This window comes from Streptomyces sp. NBC_00250, assembly GCF_036192275.1.
In the GTDB taxonomy this organism is placed as follows: Bacteria; Actinomycetota; Actinomycetes; order Streptomycetales; family Streptomycetaceae; genus Streptomyces.
Genome location: NZ_CP108088.1, coordinates 6,159,580 through 6,175,553 on the forward strand (window position 1 = coordinate 6,159,580; position 15,974 = coordinate 6,175,553).

Consider the following 15,974-nt stretch of genomic DNA (forward strand, 5'->3'; position numbering starts at 1 on the left):
GCCCGCGAAGGCGCAGGCCTTACTCGATGGCGCCGCTCGCGCGCAGCATGTCCTCGCGCTCGACGATCTTGATGCGCTCGCGGCCCTGCGGCTCGCCGAGCGCCTTCTCGGCGGCGTCCAGGGCGTACCAGCCCTCCCACGTGGTGTACGTGAGGCCCTTGCCCTCCAGGAAGGACACGACCGCGTCCGTCTCCGGGGTGTCGGGGGTGAGCAGGCGCCCGTTGGCGAAGTCGTCCAGGAGGTTCGCCACGGTCTCGTTGGCGTCGCCCTTGGTGTGGCCGATGAGGCCGACGGGGCCGCGGCGGATCCAGCCGGTGCAGTACGTGGAGGCCATGTGCTCGCCGGTCTCCTCGATGACCCGGCCGCCCTCGTCCGGGACGGTGCCGCTGACGGCGTCCCAGGGCAGCTTGGGCAGCTCGTCGGAGAGGTAGCCGACGGCGCGGTAGACGGCCTGGACGTCCCAGTCGGTGGTCTGGCCGGTGCCCTTGACGTTGCCCGTGCCGTCCAGCTCGGTGCGCTCGGTGCGCAGGCCGACGACCTGGCCGTCCTCGCCGAGGATCTCGACGGGCGACTCGAAGAAGTGCAGGAAGAGCTTGTGCGGGCGGTCGCCGACGTCGCGGATCGCCCAGTTCTCCAGAGTCTTGGCGACCATGTCGGTCTGCTTGTTCTTGCGCCGCTCGGCGATCGAGCCGTCGTCGTAGTCGATGTCCTCGGGGTTGACGATGACCTCGATGGTGGGCGAGTGGTCCAGCTCGCGCAGCTCCATGGGGCTGAACTTGGCCTGGGCCGGGCCGCGGCGTCCGAAGACGTGGATCTCGACGGCCTTGTTGGCCTTGAGGCCGTCGTAGACGTTCGCCGGGATCTCGGTCGGCAGCAGCTCGTCGCCGGTCTTGGCGAGGATGCGGGCGATGTCGAGGGCCACGTTGCCGACGCCGAGGACGGCGACCTTCTCCGCTTCGAGCGGCCAGGTGCGCGGGACGTCCGGGTGGCCGTCGTACCAGGAGGCGAAGTCGGCGGCGCCGTACGAGCCGTCCAGCTCGACACCGGGGATGCTCAGCGGGCGGTCGGCCATGGCGCCGGTCGAGAAGATCACGGCGTCGTAGAAGGCGCGCAGGTCGTCGAGGTGTATGTCGGTGCCGTAGTCGATGTTGCCGAAGAGGCGGACCTGCGGCTTGTCGAGGACCTGGTGGAGGGCGTTGACGATGCCCTTGATGCGCGGGTGGTCGGGGGCGACGCCGTAACGGATGAGGCCGAAGGGGGCGGGCATCCGCTCGAAGAGGTCGATGGACACACCCGGCTCGGCGGCGGCCTCGGACTTCAGCAGCGCATCGGCGGCGTAGATTCCGGCGGGGCCGGCGCCGACGATCGCGACCCGGAGGGGGCGGGGCATGACTGGGTTCCCTTCGCAAGCGACGTGGCGGCGAAGCCGCCGACACTTAGGTCACCCTAAATAATCCCGGGAGCGGAGTGGTACCCGCCCCCGGTCTATGGCCTCATAAGGCGGACTTATGACTTCCATAAGCGGTGCTAGGTGGTGCCGGAGATCGCCTCGGGGTCGACGAACGCCATGACGGTCAGTGCGATCATGCCGACGAACGCGGCGAGCCCGAAGAGGGCGAAGAACAGTCCGAGGCAGAGTTCCCCGCGGCGGAACAGGGCGGCCCTCGGGAGGGCGACGTTCCCCGGGTCGACGGGGTCGTAGCTGACCTTGACGGCCATGCCGCCCGCCCAGGTGAACACGTGGCGGATCAGCCCGGCCGGGTCCGTGTAGAGGTACATCCCCGGCCTCTCCGGGACCTCGGCCGCGAAGGTCGTGATGCCGTGCCGGATCAGACGCCACTCGCGGTACCAGTTGGCCAGCGCGTTCGAGCCGATGGCGAGGACCGCCGTCGAGACGAGGCCTCCGGGTATGAGGCTCAGCAGGAGGATCGGCTCCCCGGCGACGGCGACGAGTACGCACAGGGCGGCGAGCAGTCCGAGGGCGCCGGCCGACCCCCACAGGATGCGGCGCAGTTTCCTCGCCCGCCGGGTCAGGGGGAGGGGGCGCGTCTCGACGAGGGCGGTCCCGTCGGCCGTCGTGTCCCGCCCGGTCGTCCCGGGCAGCGAGGCGTTCACGGTCGCGGCGAACATGGTGCCCGCCGCCTCGCTCACCCCGTTGATCCTGTGCACGTACCGCGTGGCTCCCGCCGGAGCCGTCAGCTCGACGGTGACCGTCCGCCCCGCGGCCGTGATCTGCTCGATCGCCGCCAGCGGGATGAGCGCCTGCTCGTGCGGCAGGCTCAGGAGCAGTGCGTCGCCGTCGAGCTGGAGGCAGGTCCTCCCGGCCCCCTGGATGACGGGGGTGGACGGGGTGATGGGCATGACGGAGAGGGTAGGGCGTGATCACGCACGGCTGAACCCCTCCGGTCCCCGGGGTTCACTGCACCCGCTGGACGACCTGTCCGGTGCCGTGGAGCCCGGCGCCCACCGCAGAGCCCGGCGCCCACCGCGGTGGCGCCGGGGGCCCGCCCTTCTCAGTCGCCGAGCGACAGGACGACACCGAAGATCCCGCCCGTGCAGACGGCCGCTCCGGCCAGGAGCAGTGTCACGAGGCCGACCAGTCGCCCGGGCGTCAGGGCGGTGACGGCGCGGTGCGGGGCGTGCGGCAGGTAACTCACCCGGACCTCGCCGCCGCCGCTCTTCGAGGTGTACGTGTGGCTCCGCCCGGTCGCGTCCGTGTACCGGTACACCCGACGGGCCCTCCTGCCGTCCGTCCGGTGGGAGAACTCCGCCGTCGCCGTGCTGCCGTCCCGCCGGTAGGACCACCGCCGGTGGAGCGCATGGCCGGCATTGAAGGCGAGGGCGGCCCCCACGAAGGCGACGGGACCGGCGAAGACGAGGGCCCAGCCGTACTCGCCATGGTCGGCCGACCGCCGCACGTCGCGGTAGAGCATGCCCAGCAGCACGAGAGCGCAGAGCGCGGCCCCGCCCCACTCCGCGATCCGCCGCGGGAGCGGGACGGGTGTGAGCCGGCTGACGACGATTTCGGAGCCGTCGCTCACCGTTCCGTGCTCGGGGAGGGCGGCGGTGACGGCCTCGGCGAAGGCGGTGGCGTCCGCCGCGCTCGCGCTCTCGACGCGGTACGTGACCGCCTCGTCCTCGTCGAGCGCGGTCAGCTCGATCTCGACGACCCCGCCTCCGGCGCGGACGCGCGCGACGGCTGCCAGGGGTATGTGGTGCTCCCCGTCCGCCTGGCGGAGGTTCACGGCCCCACCCTCGAACCGGAGGGTGGCGTCGCTGCCGCCGCGCAGCACGACCGGCGTCGTCATCTCTTGATGCCGGCGACGAACGCGGTCCACGCGGCGGCGGGGACGAGGAGGGCGGGGCCGGTGGGGTTCTTGCTGTCGCGGACGGGGACGACACCGGGGACGTCGTGCGAGACCTCGATGCAGTCGCCGCCGTCGCCGTCGCTGTAGGAGCTCTTGAACCAGTGGCTGTCGGTCAGGCCGTACTCGGGCATCGTCTGCAGTCCTCCGCCGCCGACTCGATCAGTGCGAGGGACGCCTCCGGCGACAGTGTGGCGACCCTGAGCAGATCGTAGGCGCGCTGTGCCTGCTTCACCACTGCCGGATCGTCGAGGAGCGTGCCCGAAAACCCCGTCTCCGCATAGGCGGTTGGCGGCTGGTCCTGGAACTCCATGAGCTTGAGCGAGCCGGTCATGTAGGCGTGCGCGCCGACCGATCGGGGCAGGACGGTCACCAATGCCCGGCACCACCGTCGGCGCGAACTCGCAGATCTTCGTCGCCACCGACTCCAGCTCCGCCACCTCGTGGAAATAAGAGGCGTACGGCGACTTGTCGATGAGTCGGCGACACGTCCGTTCGAAAATGCCGCCGGTTTGCAGGACCTCGTCGATTCGCATTGCCACATCCAGCTGCGGCTTTCGAATTCCCTGCTCGAACAGGCCGATGTAGGCGCCCGAGACGAACACCAGTCCGCCCAGTTCTTCCCGGGTAAGGCCCGCAGCCTCTCTGCGCTCCTTCAGTACCTCCCCGAAGAACACCCATGCGCTGTCTTGCTGCTTGCCTTTGGCCATGGGCTAACTTCCCAAGCCTGCGCCGTAGTTGTACGACCTGCGCATCTGTCGATTCTACGGATCCGCCCCCACCCTGGTGAGGCGAAGCAGGAAATGGATTCAGAAAGGCATACGTTGGTGAAGGAAGACATCATGAAGACGACCACGGGGGCCATCGACGTCGCACAAGAGGCAGTGACGGAATTGCGCGAGGCGCTCGCGAGGGCCGGAATCCGGCTTCCCTCGCTCGGGCTCGACGTCGTCACCCTCGCCGCCGATCCTCCGAGGCCGCTCGTCGCATTGGGATGCTGCACGGTGGAAACGGCCCGGCTCCTCGCCGCCGCCGTCCTGCCGGGGGAGGAGGACCGGTCATGACACTGCCCATCGGGTCGTACGTCGTCGAGATCCGCACCGGGCGGGTCGGGAGGGTCATGGGGCACGAGGGGCCCTACGTCCAGGTCCGGCCGCTGGGTGGCGGGCGGGAATGGGACGTGGAGCCCGACGGGGTACGAGAGGCGACCTCGGCCGAGCGGCTGAGCGCGGCCACGGCGCACGTGAACGCGCGGAGTCGCGGCGAGGTGCCCTGACTCCGCATCGTGCGGAACCAGGGACGCCCGGCCGGGAGGGAACCCGGCCGGGCGTCCGTCGTACCGAGGGTGCCCGGGTCGGCGCGGCGGGAGGTCGCGTACGAACACGGGCTTGAGGTGCTTCTCCGGCAGGGCCTCCGGCGGAGCCGGGCCGGGCCGGTCGCGGGACCGAACAGCTCCAGGCGCTGATCGCCGCCGCCGCCGAGGGCTGCTCCCCGGGCGCCGGGCCGCCGTCACCCCGTACCGGTCCGGAGGCTCCCTCCCGTACGCGAGAATGGGCGCATGAGTCTGTTCCGTGACGACGGCATCGTGCTGCGCACCCAGAAGCTGGGTGAAGCGGACCGCATCATCACGATCCTCACGCGCGGTCACGGGCGCGTACGCGCTGTCGCGCGCGGGGTCCGGCGGACCAAGTCGAAGTTCGGCGCGCGACTCGAACCGTTCTCGCACGTGGACGTGCAGTTCTTCGCCCGGGGGAGTGAGCTGATCGGGCGCGGCCTGCCGCTCTGCACCCAGAGCGAGACCATCGCCGCCTACGGCAGCGGCATCGTCACCGACTACGCCCGCTACACCGCCGGCACCGCCATGCTGGAAACGGCGGAACGGTTCACCGACCACGAGGGCGAGCCCGCCGTGCAGCAGTACCTGCTGCTCGTGGGCGGTCTGCGGACCCTCGCCCGGGGCGAGCACGCACCCCACCTCATCCTGGACGCCTTCCTCCTCCGCTCGCTCGCCGTGAACGGCTACGCGCCCAGCTTCGACGACTGTGCCAAATGTGGACTTCACGGCCCCAACCGGTTCTTTTCGGTCGCGGCAGGTGGCGTCATATGCGGCGACTGCCGGCCGGCCGGAAGCGTCGTACCCTCTGCGGAGGCCATCGGCCTGCTCAGCGCGCTGCTCACCGGCGACTGGGCGACGGCGGACGCGTGTGAGCCGCGTCACGTCAGGGAGGGCAGCGGACTCGTGTCCGCCTATCTGCACTGGCACCTGGAGCGCGGCCTGCGCTCGCTGCGGTACGTAGAGAAAAGCTAGGTAGGAGAGACCACGTCATGGCCATCGCACGACTGCTCGGTCGCCAGCGCCGGGAGTACAGCACCCCCGAGCCGCACCCCTCCGGTGCCCGGCCGCCGAAGCTCCAGTCCGAGCTGGTCCCCGAGCACGTCGCGATCGTCATGGACGGCAACGGCCGCTGGGCCAAGGAGCGCGGCCTGCCCCGCACCGAGGGCCACAAGGTCGGCGCCGAGCAGGTGCTCGACGTGCTCCAGGGCGCGATCGAGATGGGCGTGGGCTCGATCTCGCTGTACGCCTTCTCCACCGAGAACTGGAAGCGCTCGCCCGAGGAGGTGCGCTTCCTGATGAACTTCAACCGCGACTTCATCCGCAAGTCCCGCGACCAGCTCGACTCGCTCGGCGTGCGGGTGCGCTGGGTCGGCCGGATGCCCAAGCTGTGGAAGTCGGTGGCCAAGGAGCTCCAGATCGCGCAGGAGCAGACCAAGGACAACACCAAGCTCACGCTGTACTTCTGCATGAACTACGGCGGCCGCGCGGAGCTCACGGACGCGGCGCAGGCGATGGGCGAGGACGTGAAGGCGGGCCGCCTCGACCCGGCGAAGATCACCGAGAAGACCATCCAGAAGTACCTCTACTACCCGGACATGCCGGACGTGGACCTGTTCCTGCGGCCCAGCGGCGAGCAGCGCACCTCCAACTACCTGATCTGGCAGAGCGCGTACGCCGAGATGGTCTTCCAGGACGTGCTGTGGCCCGACTTCGACCGCCGCGACCTGTGGCGGGCCTGTGTCGAGTACGCCCAGCGCGACCGCCGCTTCGGCGGCGTCGACCCGGCCGACATGGCCGTCCTCGAAAAGGGCTGAGCCGAAGCCGACGACGAGGCGCCCACCGTCCTCGGACGGTGGGCGCCTCGTCATGTGATCAGGAGCAGGTGCCGGCGAAGGTCTTCCGGGTCACCACGTCCGTCGAGGCGGCCGTCGTGTCCAGCCAGGCCGCGCGCTGCCCGTCACCGAGCGCCGGGGCCAGCTGCATGCCCGAGGAGCAGGAGATCCGCTGGAATTCCGGGGTGCCGTCGACGACGTCCGCGAGCGGAGCCGCGTACACCTTGCCGATCTTCCCGGTCCAGCCGCCCAGCGCGCCCGAGGCGTCGTACGTCGAGTAGGCGAAGTACTCGTCGCTGACGGAGAACTGGCCGCCGTAGGTCGTGCCCGGCTTCTTCAGCGACGCGCGCTTCGTGAGGTCGGAGAGCGGCGCCGAGTAGAACGAGTCGAGGCGGAAGAGGAAGGCCGTGGTCTCGCGCCAGAAGACCCGGTCCTTCGACAGCTGCACGTCGGTGATCTCGCCGAGCGCGAAGCTCGTCATCTTCTGCCGCTTGGTCTCGCCGGTGGCGATGTCGTACACGTTGACGAACTTGCCGCGCTCGTCGCGCCAGGCGACCGTGCCGTGCTTCATCGTCAGGTTGGTGGCGTCCGAACCGACCGCCGGGGTCAGGTTCACCGTCGTGCCGTCACGGTCCAGGAGCATGACGTCCGACTCGGCGCCCTCGCGGCTGATGTAGGCGAGGCGGCCGTCGGCGGTCGCGGGCTCCAGCTCGTCCGCGGGGCCGTCGACCAGCTTCCGGATCTTGCCGTGGCCCTTGTCCTTCGCCGTCCAGACACCGACCGAGTCGGCGGTGATCCGGGTGAAGACGATCCGGTCGTCGTCGACCGACGGGTCGAGGAGGTAGGCGTCCTTCTCGGCCAGTTCGTGGTCCGACGTCCCGTGCTCCTTCGAGAAGCGGCCGACGGTGATGCCGAAGGCCGCGCTGTTCGCGCCCCAGGCCTCCGCCGAGCCGTGGCCGATCGCGTACACGTCGCCGCTGATCTGCGCGGCCTGCTCGTCGACGCCGCTGTACACCTCGTACGCGGGCAGGACGTCGGCGGCGACCGTCCGGCCGTCGTGGGTGCCGCCGCGCTTCTCCCAGCCCTCCCGGATGCCGTGGGCCTCGAAGGCGGCGTCGATCACGGCCAGGTCGGCCTTGGAGACCTTGAGGGACTTCGCGGCCAGTGTGACCGCGTTCCGCATGTCGCTGAAACCGGAGAGCGGGGTGAGGTAGTTCTGCGCGGCCCGGTAGACGATCCGGTCGGCGAGCTTCGTGTCCATGCTCTTGCGCATGTCCCACATCGCGCCGGACACGACGGTGGAGTTGAGGTGCACCCCGCCGTTGTCGATGTCGAGCGAGGCCGGGAGGTAGTCCTCGCCCGCGACCCGGCCGTCGTTCATGTCGCGCAGGGCGCACTCGGCGAGCGGCTTGGTGCCGTTGCAGAGGTACTCGCCGATCAGGCCCGAGGTCGGGTCGGTCATGGCGACGCCCTTGTCGGCGGTCTCCATGGCGTTGCCGAAGTAGTCCGAGATCGCCTCGTTGAGCGCGCCGGACTGATTGAGGTAGACCAGCCCCGCGCTGTGCTCGGTGACGCCGTGCGCCATCTCGTGGCCGACGACGTCGAGCCCGACCGACAGCGGTACGCCGTTCATGTGGCCGTACACCATCTTGGTGCCGTCCCAGAAGGCGTTCGCGTAGTCCTTGCCGCTCCTGGCGACGTTGACGACGGAGTGGATCGTGCCGCCCTTGCCGTCGACACCGTCCCGGCCGAGCTGGTCCTTGAGGTACTCGTAGACCTTGCTCGCGTTGACGTGGGCGTCGACCGCACCCGAGCTCGTCGCCGTACCGGCGAAACGGTTCGTCGGGGAGGAGACGATCGTGGTGCCCTCCCTCACCGGGCCGTTGGCGACGTCCAGATAGCTCTGGCGGTTCGCGTCGTACGTGATGACCTGGCCGCCGGTCACCGGGAACATCGCCCGCGCCGAGTCGACCAGGGTGTACGAGCCGTCCGTCTCCTTGTTGACGTCGAGCGGGGTCTCCGTGCCGTCGACGCGGACGCCCGTGCCCTTCTCGGGGGCGGCCGTCGCGGCGTCGATGTTGTTGTACGAGAGGGCGATGCCGCCGGCGTGGGCGTCGACGAAGACCTCCTGGCGCAGCGGCTCACCGGCCGCCGTCGCACCGGTCACCGTGAAGTGCCAGGCAAGACGGCCGCCGTCGGCGCCCGGCAGGACGGTCAGGCCGTGGCGCTCGGTCGCCGTGCCCTCGGCGGCCGCGAGGCGGGTGTCGAGGGTGAGCATCCGCCGCTCGGCGGTGGCCTCGGTGACCTTCGGGGTGGTGGAGACGGTCAGCTCCGGGTAGAGCGTGCCGGTCGCCGAGGTCACGTGCTGACCTCCGTCGGCCGCCTCCGTCTGCACTGCGTACTCGGCGCCGAAGACCGGCACGCCGTTCCGCTTCTGCCGGAAACGGACCGAGGCCTGACCGCCGTCGGCGCTCGTCCTGACCGTCGCGAGGTCGGTCTCCGGCACGCGGTACGTGTCCTGGTGGGCCTTCAGATGGGCGCGGGCCGCCTCGGCCGGGGTGCCCCGGCGGGTGGTGGCGCCGTCGAGGCCCTGGGTCATGCGGGGCGCGACCACCGCCTCCGGCGCCTCCTGTGTGGCGGCCGGGGTGGGCTCGTTCACCTCCTCGGCCTGCGCCGGAGCGGTCAGCAGCACCGAACCGGTGGCCGCCATGACCACACCGGTCGCGAGCATCCGGCGTATCCGTCGGGTTCTCTGAGTCCTCACGAAGCCCTCCCCATCACACACGTTCGCGAGGGCCGGAAGGACCCTCGCGACTGATGGGGTCGATGGTTCGGTAGGTGAGGTTCCGCTTACAAGGGGTGAGACACGGCGCAAAACCGCCCAGGCGTAAAGCCGCCTCGCTCCGCCGTCACGGTGCCGGCAGCCAGCCCGACTCCGAGGCGTGCCAGCCGAGTTGGAACCGGGTCGCCGCCCCCACCGACTCCATCAGCTCGTGCAGCCGCCGCTGCACCGTCCGGTGCCCGATCCCCAACTGCCGGGCGATCGCCGCGTCCGTGAGCCCCACATGCAGCAGCGCCACGATCTGCCGGTCCACCGGATCGAGCGGCCCCGGCCCCTCGGACTCCGACCCCCGGACGGCCGGACTCAACTCCCGGCCGAGCGCGAAGTACTGCTCGAACAGCGAGATCAGGGCCGTGAGCAGACCGCTGCGGTGCACCACGAGGGCCACCGGCTCCTCGACCGTCTCGTCCCGCGCCGGATCCAGCGGCAGCAGGGCCACGTCCTCGTCGACCAGCACCAGCTTGATCGGCAGCGACTCCGTCACCGCGATCCGCTGACCCTCCGACGCCAGGGCGGTGAGCCACCGGGCCGCCCGGGGCTCCTCCAGCCACGCGCGCGCCACCACCGCCCGCACGACCACGCCCCGGCGCATCGCGTCGCGCTCGACCGCGTCGAGGTTGTCCTCGAAGCTGATCGCGACCGTCCTGCCCATCGCCGGCACCAGCGACCGCAGCTCGTGCCGCGCCTTCCGCTGCATCTCCACCAGCCGCCGCCGGATCGCCGCCGCCCCCGTCAGAACCTCCACCGGGACGCCGCCGGTCAGGGACGACGCCGCCGCCCGGTGCCGCTCGGCCAGCTCGGAGACGAAATGCTCGACCCGGTGCAGCGCGGACCGGCGCGACTCCAGGAGCGGGCCGAGCGCGAGGACGGGCGACGCGGCCCGGTACCGTACGCCGTCCCCGTCCCGCTCGGCACTCGCGAGCCCCCGGTCGACCAGCCCCTGGAGTGCGCGGACGACCGCCCCGGGGTCCGTGCCGGGCTCCGTGACCGACGCCGGGACGCTGTCCGGCCGGTCGACGAGCAGCCGGTAGACGGCGTCCTGCTCGGCGTCGAGACCCAGGAGCGAGAGCAGCGAGGAATCGGGGGCCGCAGGCAGGTCCTTCGGCGTGCTCTCCATGCGCTTCCCCTCCCGCGGCCGACGACGGGGGTCAGGCTAAGGGGGATGATCGAAAACCGGTACGGTGCCCGGCTGTTCGTACCGCTACGCTCTCCGCCGTGAACGAAGCGACGGACAACGGCACCCGGGACGGGCTCGAACTCGTCTACCCCCCGGTCTTCACGGACGTGAGCGAGGCGGTACGGGTCCGTCTGCGGGCCACCCGATGGTGGCGGGTCCTGCGGTGGACGGCCCGCGGCGCCTGTGTGCTCGCCCTCGCCGTCGCGGCCCTGGAGCTGCTGGTCGTGCGCGACCCGGATCCGGGGACGGCGGTGGTGATGACCCTGCTCGGCCTCCTGGCCGTGTCCGCCGCGGAGGTGCTGCCCTGGGCGACCGCCCGCAGCCTCTTCCTGATGATCCGGTCGCAGGGCGAGGCGAGGGCCCTCGTGGACGCGGACGGCGGACGGTGGATCACCCGGGACACCGACGTCGTGATCCGCTGGGCCATGCTGCCCCAGTACGTCGAGACCCCCCGGCTCTTCGTCCTGCTCACCGCGCGGCGGACCGGCACCGGCTTCGCGTACCTGCCCAAGAGCGGGTTCGCCGACCCGGCCGACGCCGACCGGCTGCGGGCGGTCCTCGACCGGCACATCACCAGGAGATGACCGAACGAGGCGGCCCGTACCGGAGATCCGGTACGGGCCGCCTCGTTCGTCGCCTGTCAGGTCACTTGCCGGCGCAGTCCGCGCACGTGCCGAAGATCTCCACCGTGTGCGCCACGTTCACGAAGCCGTGCTCCGAGGCGATCGTCTCGGCCCACTGCTCCACCATCGGGCCCTCCACCTCCACGGCCTTGCCGCAGAGACGGCACACCAGGTGGTGGTGGTGGTCGCCGGTCGAGCAGCGGCGGTACACCGTCTCGCCCTCGCTGGTGCGCAGCGCGTCGACCTCGCCCGCGTCCGCGAGGGACTGCAGCGTGCGGTAGACGGTGGTGAGGCCGACCGAGTCGCCGCGGTGCTTGAGCATGTCGTGCAGCTCCTGGGCGCTGCGGAACTCGTCCACCTCGTTCAGTGCCGCGGAGACGGCGGCACGCTGCTTGGTCGAGCGGCCTCGTACGGGGGGTCCTGCCGTCACCACGGGGGCCTCCTTGAATGCTTGTCTGCCCCCGCCATTCTGCCAGCCCCCCACGCACCTGAGTCCGGGCCGGATCAGACCTTCACGTCGTCCGAGGGCCGCCGGGTGGCCGGAACCGGTGCGTCACAGCTCTCCGCGCCCGCCTCGGCCGCCCGCGCCCGCCGTTTGGCGAGCGGTGTGGCGAGCAGGGTGAGCAGGACGAACACCCCGATCGCGTACAGAACGATCGTCGCGCCGGGCGGCACGTCCTGGTAGTACGAGGTGACCGTGCCCGCCAGGGTGACGGTGATGCCCGTCACCACCGCGAGGACGAAGGTCGCGCGGAAGGACTTCGACAGCTGCTGGGCCGCCGCGACCGGCACCACCATGAGCGCGCTGACCAGGAGCAGGCCGACGACCCGCATGGCGACCGTGACGGTCACCGCGGCCGTCACCGCGATCAGCAGGTTCAGGGCCCGCACAGGGAGGCCGGTGACGCGGGCGAACTCCTCGTCCTGACTGACCGCGAAGAGCTGCCGGCGCAGACCGACCGTGACCAGGACCACGAAGGCGGCCAGGATCGCGATGGCGGTGATGTCCTCGGTGGAGACCGTGGAGAGCGAGCCGAAGAGGTACGAGCTGAGGTTGGCGTTGGAACCGGTCGGCGAGAGGTTGATCAGCAGGACGCCGCCGGCCATGCCGCCGTAGAAGAGCAGCGCGAGCGCGAGGTCGCCGCGGGTCTTCCCGTACGCCCGGATCAGCTCCATGGCGACCGAGCCGACGACGGCGACGGCGGTCGCCATCCAGACCGGGCTGGAGTTCAGGAGGAAGCCGAGGCCGACACCGGTCATGGCGACATGGCCGATGCCGTCGCCCATCAGCGCCTGTCGGCGCTGGACCAGGTAGATGCCCACGGCGGGCGCGGTGATGCCGACGAGCACGGCCGCGAGGAGCGCGCGCTGCATGAAGGCGAGCTGGAGGATTTCCATGATCAGGTCAGCTTCCTCAGGTCAGCAGACCCGTACGGAGCGGCTCCCCGGCCGCGTGCGGATGGACGTGGTCGTGGCCCGGCAGCGCGTGCTGGCCGAGCGCCTCGGGCGGCGGGCCGTCATGGACGACACAGCCGTCGCGGAGCACGACCGCGCGGTCGATCAGGGGCTCCAGCGGGCCCAGCTCGTGCAGGACGAGGAGGACGGAGGTGCCGCCGGCGACCTGCTCGCGCAGGGTCGAGGCGAGGATCTCCTGGCTGGCCAGGTCGACGCCGGCCATCGGCTCGTCCATGATCAGGAGCTCGGGCTCGGAGGCGAGCGCGCGGGCGATCAGGACCCGCTGGTGCTGGCCGCCGGAGAGGGCGGAGACGGAGTCCTTGGCGCGGTCGGCGAGGCCGACGAGACCGATGGCCCGCTCGACGGCGGCCTTGTCGTCCTTGGTCAGCCAGCCGAACCTGCGGCGGGAGAGCCGGCCGGAGGCGACGACCTCGCGGATGGTGGCGGGGACGCCGCTCGCCGCGGTGGTGCGCTGGGGCACGTAACCGACCCGGGCCCAGTCGCGGAACCGCTTCCGCTCCGTGCCGAACAGCTCGATCGTGCCGCCGGTCAGCGGCACCTGGCCGATGACGGAGCGGACCGCGGTGGACTTGCCGGAGCCGTTGGCGCCCAGCAGCGCGACGACCTCACCGCGCCGGACGGTGAGGTCGACGCCCCGGAGGACGGGCCGGGCGCCGAGGGCCGCCGAGGCTCCGCGGACGGAGATGACGGGTTCCGCTTCGGGGGCTGCCATGGCTCGTACCTCCTGCTGTGCTGTGATCACTTGGCGCCGAGAGCCTTCTGCAGCGCGGCGAGGTTGGACCGCATGACCTCGATGTAGTCATCGCCCTTGGAGGTCTCCGTGATTCCCTCCAGCGGGTCGAGCACGTCGGTCTTGAGGCCGGCGTCGCCCGCGAGGGTCTTGGCGGTCTTGTCGCTCGCGAGGGTCTCGAAGAAGACGGTGGTGACCTTGTCCTTCTTCGCGATGTCCTGGAGTTCCTTGATCCGGGCGGGGCTCGGCTCGGACTCGGGGTCGATGCCGGAGATGCCCTCCTGGTCCAGCCCGTACCGCTCGGCGAGGTAGCCGAAGGCGGAGTGGGTGGTGATGAAGGTCTTCGTCGCGGTGTTCTTCAGACCGGTCGCGAAGTCGGTGTCGAGGTCGCCGAGCTTCTTGACCAGCGCGTCGGTGTTCTTCCTGTAGTCGGCGGCGTTCGCCGGGTCGGCTTTCTCCAGTGCGGTGCCGACACCCTTGGCGACCTCGGCGTACTTCACGGGGTCGAGCCAGATGTGCGGGTCGGCGCCGGCCTCGGAGCCGTGGTCGTGACCGGCTTCCTCTTCCGCGTGCTCGCCTTCGGCGTGGTCGTGGCCCGCGTGGCCGACCTCGGTGCCGTGGGCCTCGAGCTTGGTGAGGGTGGCGGCGTCGACGGTGTTCTCGACGCCGGCCTGGGCGATCGCGTCGTCGACGGCGGGCTGGACGCCCTTGAGGTAGAGGACGACGTCGGCCTCGCCGAGCTCGCCGATCTGCCTCGGCTTGAGCTCCAGGTCGTGGGGTTCGACGCCGGGCTTGGTGAGCGTCTCGACGGCGACGTGGCCGCCGCCTATCTGCTCGGCCAGGTACTGCATGGGGTAGAACGACGCCACCACGTCCAGCTTGCCGTCGCTGCCCTTGTCGGCCGCGTCGGAGGTGCCGCCGCAGGCGGAGAGGGTCACGAGCCCGAGCGCGACGGCTCCGGCGACGGCGGTGGTGGGTATCAGGCGGCGTACGTTCATGACACTCATTTTCAACAAAACTGGAAACGATTGTCAATTGTCGTACGTGTGGCTCCGCCCACGAGCCCCCTCGGAGGATCCGCGTACCGAACCGATTTGATACGGGGGGTGCGGGCGCCGGTAACCTGAGGCATTCGCACTTCGTCGTCGTAATGAAGAGAGCACCGTGGCCGCCGACAAGATCGACACCATCGTCAGCCTGAGCAAGCGCCGTGGCTTCGTCTACCCGTGCAGTGAGATCTACGGCGGCCAGAAGGCCGCCTGGGACTACGGACCGCTGGGTGTCGAACTCAAGGAGAACCTGAAGCGCCAGTGGTGGCGTTACATGGTCACCTCGCGCGAGGACGTCGTCGGCATCGACTCGTCGGTCATCCTGGCCACCGAGGTCTGGGAGGCCTCCGGCCACGTCGCCACCTTCACCGACCCGCTCACCGAGTGCACCTCCTGCCACAAGCGCTACCGCGCGGACCACCTGGAGGAGGCGTACGAGGAGAAGCACGGCCGTCTCCCCGAGAACGGCTTCGCCGACCTCAACTGCCCCAACTGTGGCAACAAGGGCACCTTCACCGAGCCCAAGCAGTTCTCCGGCCTCCTCTCCACCCACCTCGGCCCGACCCAGGACACCGGCTCCGTCGCGTACCTGCGTCCCGAGACCGCGCAGGGCATCTTCACCAACTTCGGTCAGGTGCAGCAGACCTCGCGCAAGAAGCCCCCGTTCGGCATCGGCCAGATGGGCAAGTCCTTCCGGAACGAGATCACTCCGGGCAACTTCATCTTCCGCACTCGCGAGTTCGAGCAGATGGAGATGGAGTTCTTCGTCAAGCCGGGCGAGGACGAGCAGTGGCAGGAGTACTGGATGGAGCAGCGCTGGAACTGGTACACGGGCCTGGGTCTCCGTGAGGAGAACATGCGCTGGTTCGAGCACCCGCAGGAGAAGCTCTCCCACTACTCCAAGCGCACCGCCGACATCGAGTACCGCTTCCAGTTCGGCGGCAGCGAGTGGGGCGAGCTGGAGGGCGTCGCCAACCGCACCGACTACGACCTGAACGCCCACTCCAAGGCCTCCGGCGCCAACCTGACCTACCTGGACCAGGAGACCGGCGAGCGCTACACGCCGTACGTCATCGAGCCCGCCGCCGGTGTCGGCCGCGCGATGCTGGCCTTCCTCCTCGACGCGTACAACGAGGACGAGGCCCCCAACGCCAAGGGCGTCATGGAGAAGCGCGTCGTCCTGCGTCTCGACCCGCGCCTGGCGCCGGTCAAGGTCGCCGTCCTGCCGCTCTCCCGCAACCCGCAGCTCTCGCCGAAGGCCAAGGGCCTTGCGGCCGACCTGCGCCAGAACTGGAACATCGAGTTCGACGACGCCGGCGCCATCGGCCGCCGCTACCGTCGCCAGGACGAGATCGGCACCCCGTTCTGCGTGACCGTCGACTTCGACACCCTCGACGACAACGCGGTGACCGTGCGCGAGCGCGACACCATGAAGCAGGAGCGCGTCTCCCTCGACCAGATCCAGAGCTACCTGGGCAGCCGCCTGCTCGGCTGCTGAGTCTGTTCGTACGCACGGGAAAGCCCCCGGTTCCGACTCGGAACCG

General features: G+C 70.4%; 16 protein-coding genes and 1 pseudogene. 6 read left to right on the plus strand and 11 right to left on the minus strand.

What is annotated here, in order from left to right:
• Positions 1–19: 19 nt before the first annotated feature.
• The 5 genes and pseudogenes from OG259_RS27815 to OG259_RS27835 form a co-directional block, all read right to left on the minus strand.
• A complete protein-coding gene (locus tag OG259_RS27815) occupies positions 20–1,390 on the minus strand; it encodes an FAD-dependent oxidoreductase (protein ID WP_328944735.1) in 1,371 nt (456 codons plus the stop codon).
• Positions 1,391–1,527: 137 nt separating this feature from the next.
• A complete protein-coding gene (locus OG259_RS27820; RefSeq protein ID WP_328944736.1) occupies positions 1,528–2,361 on the minus strand; it encodes a hypothetical protein in 834 nt (277 codons plus the stop codon).
• A gap of 152 nt (positions 2,362–2,513) precedes the next feature.
• Positions 2,514–3,308 (minus strand): hypothetical protein, encoded by a 795-nt coding sequence (locus tag OG259_RS27825; protein ID WP_328944737.1) that lies wholly within the window; start codon positions 3,306–3,308, stop codon positions 2,514–2,516.
• The gene (locus tag OG259_RS27830) at positions 3,305–3,499 is read right to left on the minus strand and encodes a DUF397 domain-containing protein (RefSeq protein ID WP_328944738.1); all 195 of its coding nucleotides are present in this window, start codon (positions 3,497–3,499) and stop codon (positions 3,305–3,307) included. The genes OG259_RS27825 and OG259_RS27830 overlap by 4 nt, the downstream gene beginning before the upstream one ends.
• Positions 3,481–4,075 (minus strand): annotated as a pseudogene (locus OG259_RS27835) (Scr1 family TA system antitoxin-like transcriptional regulator). Before OG259_RS27835 ends, OG259_RS27830 begins: the two are co-directional and overlap by 19 nt.
• Positions 4,076–4,207: 132 nt before the next feature.
• Between OG259_RS27835 and OG259_RS27840 the strand changes: the two are divergent.
• The 4 genes from OG259_RS27840 to OG259_RS27855 all read left to right on the plus strand — a co-directional run bounded on the left by OG259_RS27840 (position 4,208) and on the right by OG259_RS27855 (position 6,515).
• The gene (locus OG259_RS27840; RefSeq protein WP_328944739.1) at positions 4,208–4,429 is read left to right on the plus strand and encodes a hypothetical protein; all 222 of its coding nucleotides are present in this window, start codon (positions 4,208–4,210) and stop codon (positions 4,427–4,429) included.
• Positions 4,426–4,641 carry a hypothetical protein gene (locus OG259_RS27845; protein ID WP_030317441.1) on the plus strand — a complete coding sequence of 72 codons (216 nt, stop codon included), beginning with the start codon at positions 4,426–4,428 and terminating at the stop codon, positions 4,639–4,641. Before OG259_RS27840 ends, OG259_RS27845 begins: the two co-directional genes overlap by 4 nt.
• Positions 4,642–4,923: 282 nt before the next feature.
• Positions 4,924–5,673 carry a DNA repair protein RecO gene (gene recO, locus OG259_RS27850; protein WP_328944740.1) on the plus strand — a complete coding sequence of 250 codons (750 nt, stop codon included), beginning with the start codon at positions 4,924–4,926 and terminating at the stop codon, positions 5,671–5,673.
• 17 nt (positions 5,674–5,690) lie between these two features.
• Positions 5,691–6,515, plus strand: a complete 825-nt coding sequence (locus OG259_RS27855) for an isoprenyl transferase (RefSeq protein WP_328944741.1) — start codon at positions 5,691–5,693, stop codon at positions 6,513–6,515.
• 58 nt (positions 6,516–6,573) lie between these two features.
• Here the strand turns inward: OG259_RS27855 and OG259_RS27860 are convergent, their stop codons facing one another.
• The gene (locus OG259_RS27860) at positions 6,574–9,297 is read right to left on the minus strand and encodes a M4 family metallopeptidase (protein ID WP_328944742.1); all 2,724 of its coding nucleotides are present in this window, start codon (positions 9,295–9,297) and stop codon (positions 6,574–6,576) included.
• A gap of 145 nt (positions 9,298–9,442) precedes the next feature.
• Positions 9,443–10,492 carry a helix-turn-helix transcriptional regulator gene (locus tag OG259_RS27865; RefSeq protein ID WP_328944743.1) on the minus strand — a complete coding sequence of 350 codons (1,050 nt, stop codon included), beginning with the start codon at positions 10,490–10,492 and terminating at the stop codon, positions 9,443–9,445.
• A 98-nt stretch (positions 10,493–10,590) separates the two neighbouring features.
• Between OG259_RS27865 and OG259_RS27870 the strand changes: the two genes are divergently transcribed.
• On the plus strand, positions 10,591–11,136 hold the full coding sequence (locus tag OG259_RS27870; protein WP_328944744.1) for a YcxB family protein: 546 nt from the start codon (positions 10,591–10,593) through the stop codon (positions 11,134–11,136).
• 61 nt (positions 11,137–11,197) lie between these two features.
• On the opposite strand, the gene OG259_RS27875 is transcribed toward OG259_RS27870, so the two are convergent.
• The 4 genes from OG259_RS27875 to OG259_RS27890 all read right to left on the minus strand — a co-directional run bounded on the left by OG259_RS27875 (position 11,198) and on the right by OG259_RS27890 (position 14,379).
• On the minus strand, positions 11,198–11,608 hold the full coding sequence (locus tag OG259_RS27875; protein ID WP_055603560.1) for a Fur family transcriptional regulator: 411 nt from the start codon (positions 11,606–11,608) through the stop codon (positions 11,198–11,200).
• A 71-nt stretch (positions 11,609–11,679) separates the two neighbouring features.
• On the minus strand, positions 11,680–12,573 hold the full coding sequence (locus OG259_RS27880; RefSeq protein ID WP_328944745.1) for a metal ABC transporter permease: 894 nt from the start codon (positions 12,571–12,573) through the stop codon (positions 11,680–11,682).
• A gap of 16 nt (positions 12,574–12,589) precedes the next feature.
• Positions 12,590–13,363: a metal ABC transporter ATP-binding protein gene (locus OG259_RS27885; RefSeq protein ID WP_328944746.1), complete on the minus strand. Its 774-nt coding sequence runs from the start codon at positions 13,361–13,363 to the stop codon at positions 12,590–12,592.
• A gap of 26 nt (positions 13,364–13,389) precedes the next feature.
• Positions 13,390–14,379: a metal ABC transporter substrate-binding protein gene (locus tag OG259_RS27890; RefSeq protein ID WP_328944747.1), complete on the minus strand. Its 990-nt coding sequence runs from the start codon at positions 14,377–14,379 to the stop codon at positions 13,390–13,392.
• A gap of 166 nt (positions 14,380–14,545) precedes the next feature.
• Between OG259_RS27890 and OG259_RS27895 the strand changes: the two genes are divergently transcribed.
• Positions 14,546–15,928, plus strand: a complete 1,383-nt coding sequence (locus tag OG259_RS27895) for a glycine--tRNA ligase (protein WP_328944748.1) — start codon at positions 14,546–14,548, stop codon at positions 15,926–15,928.
• The last annotated feature ends 46 nt before the right edge of the window (positions 15,929–15,974 follow it).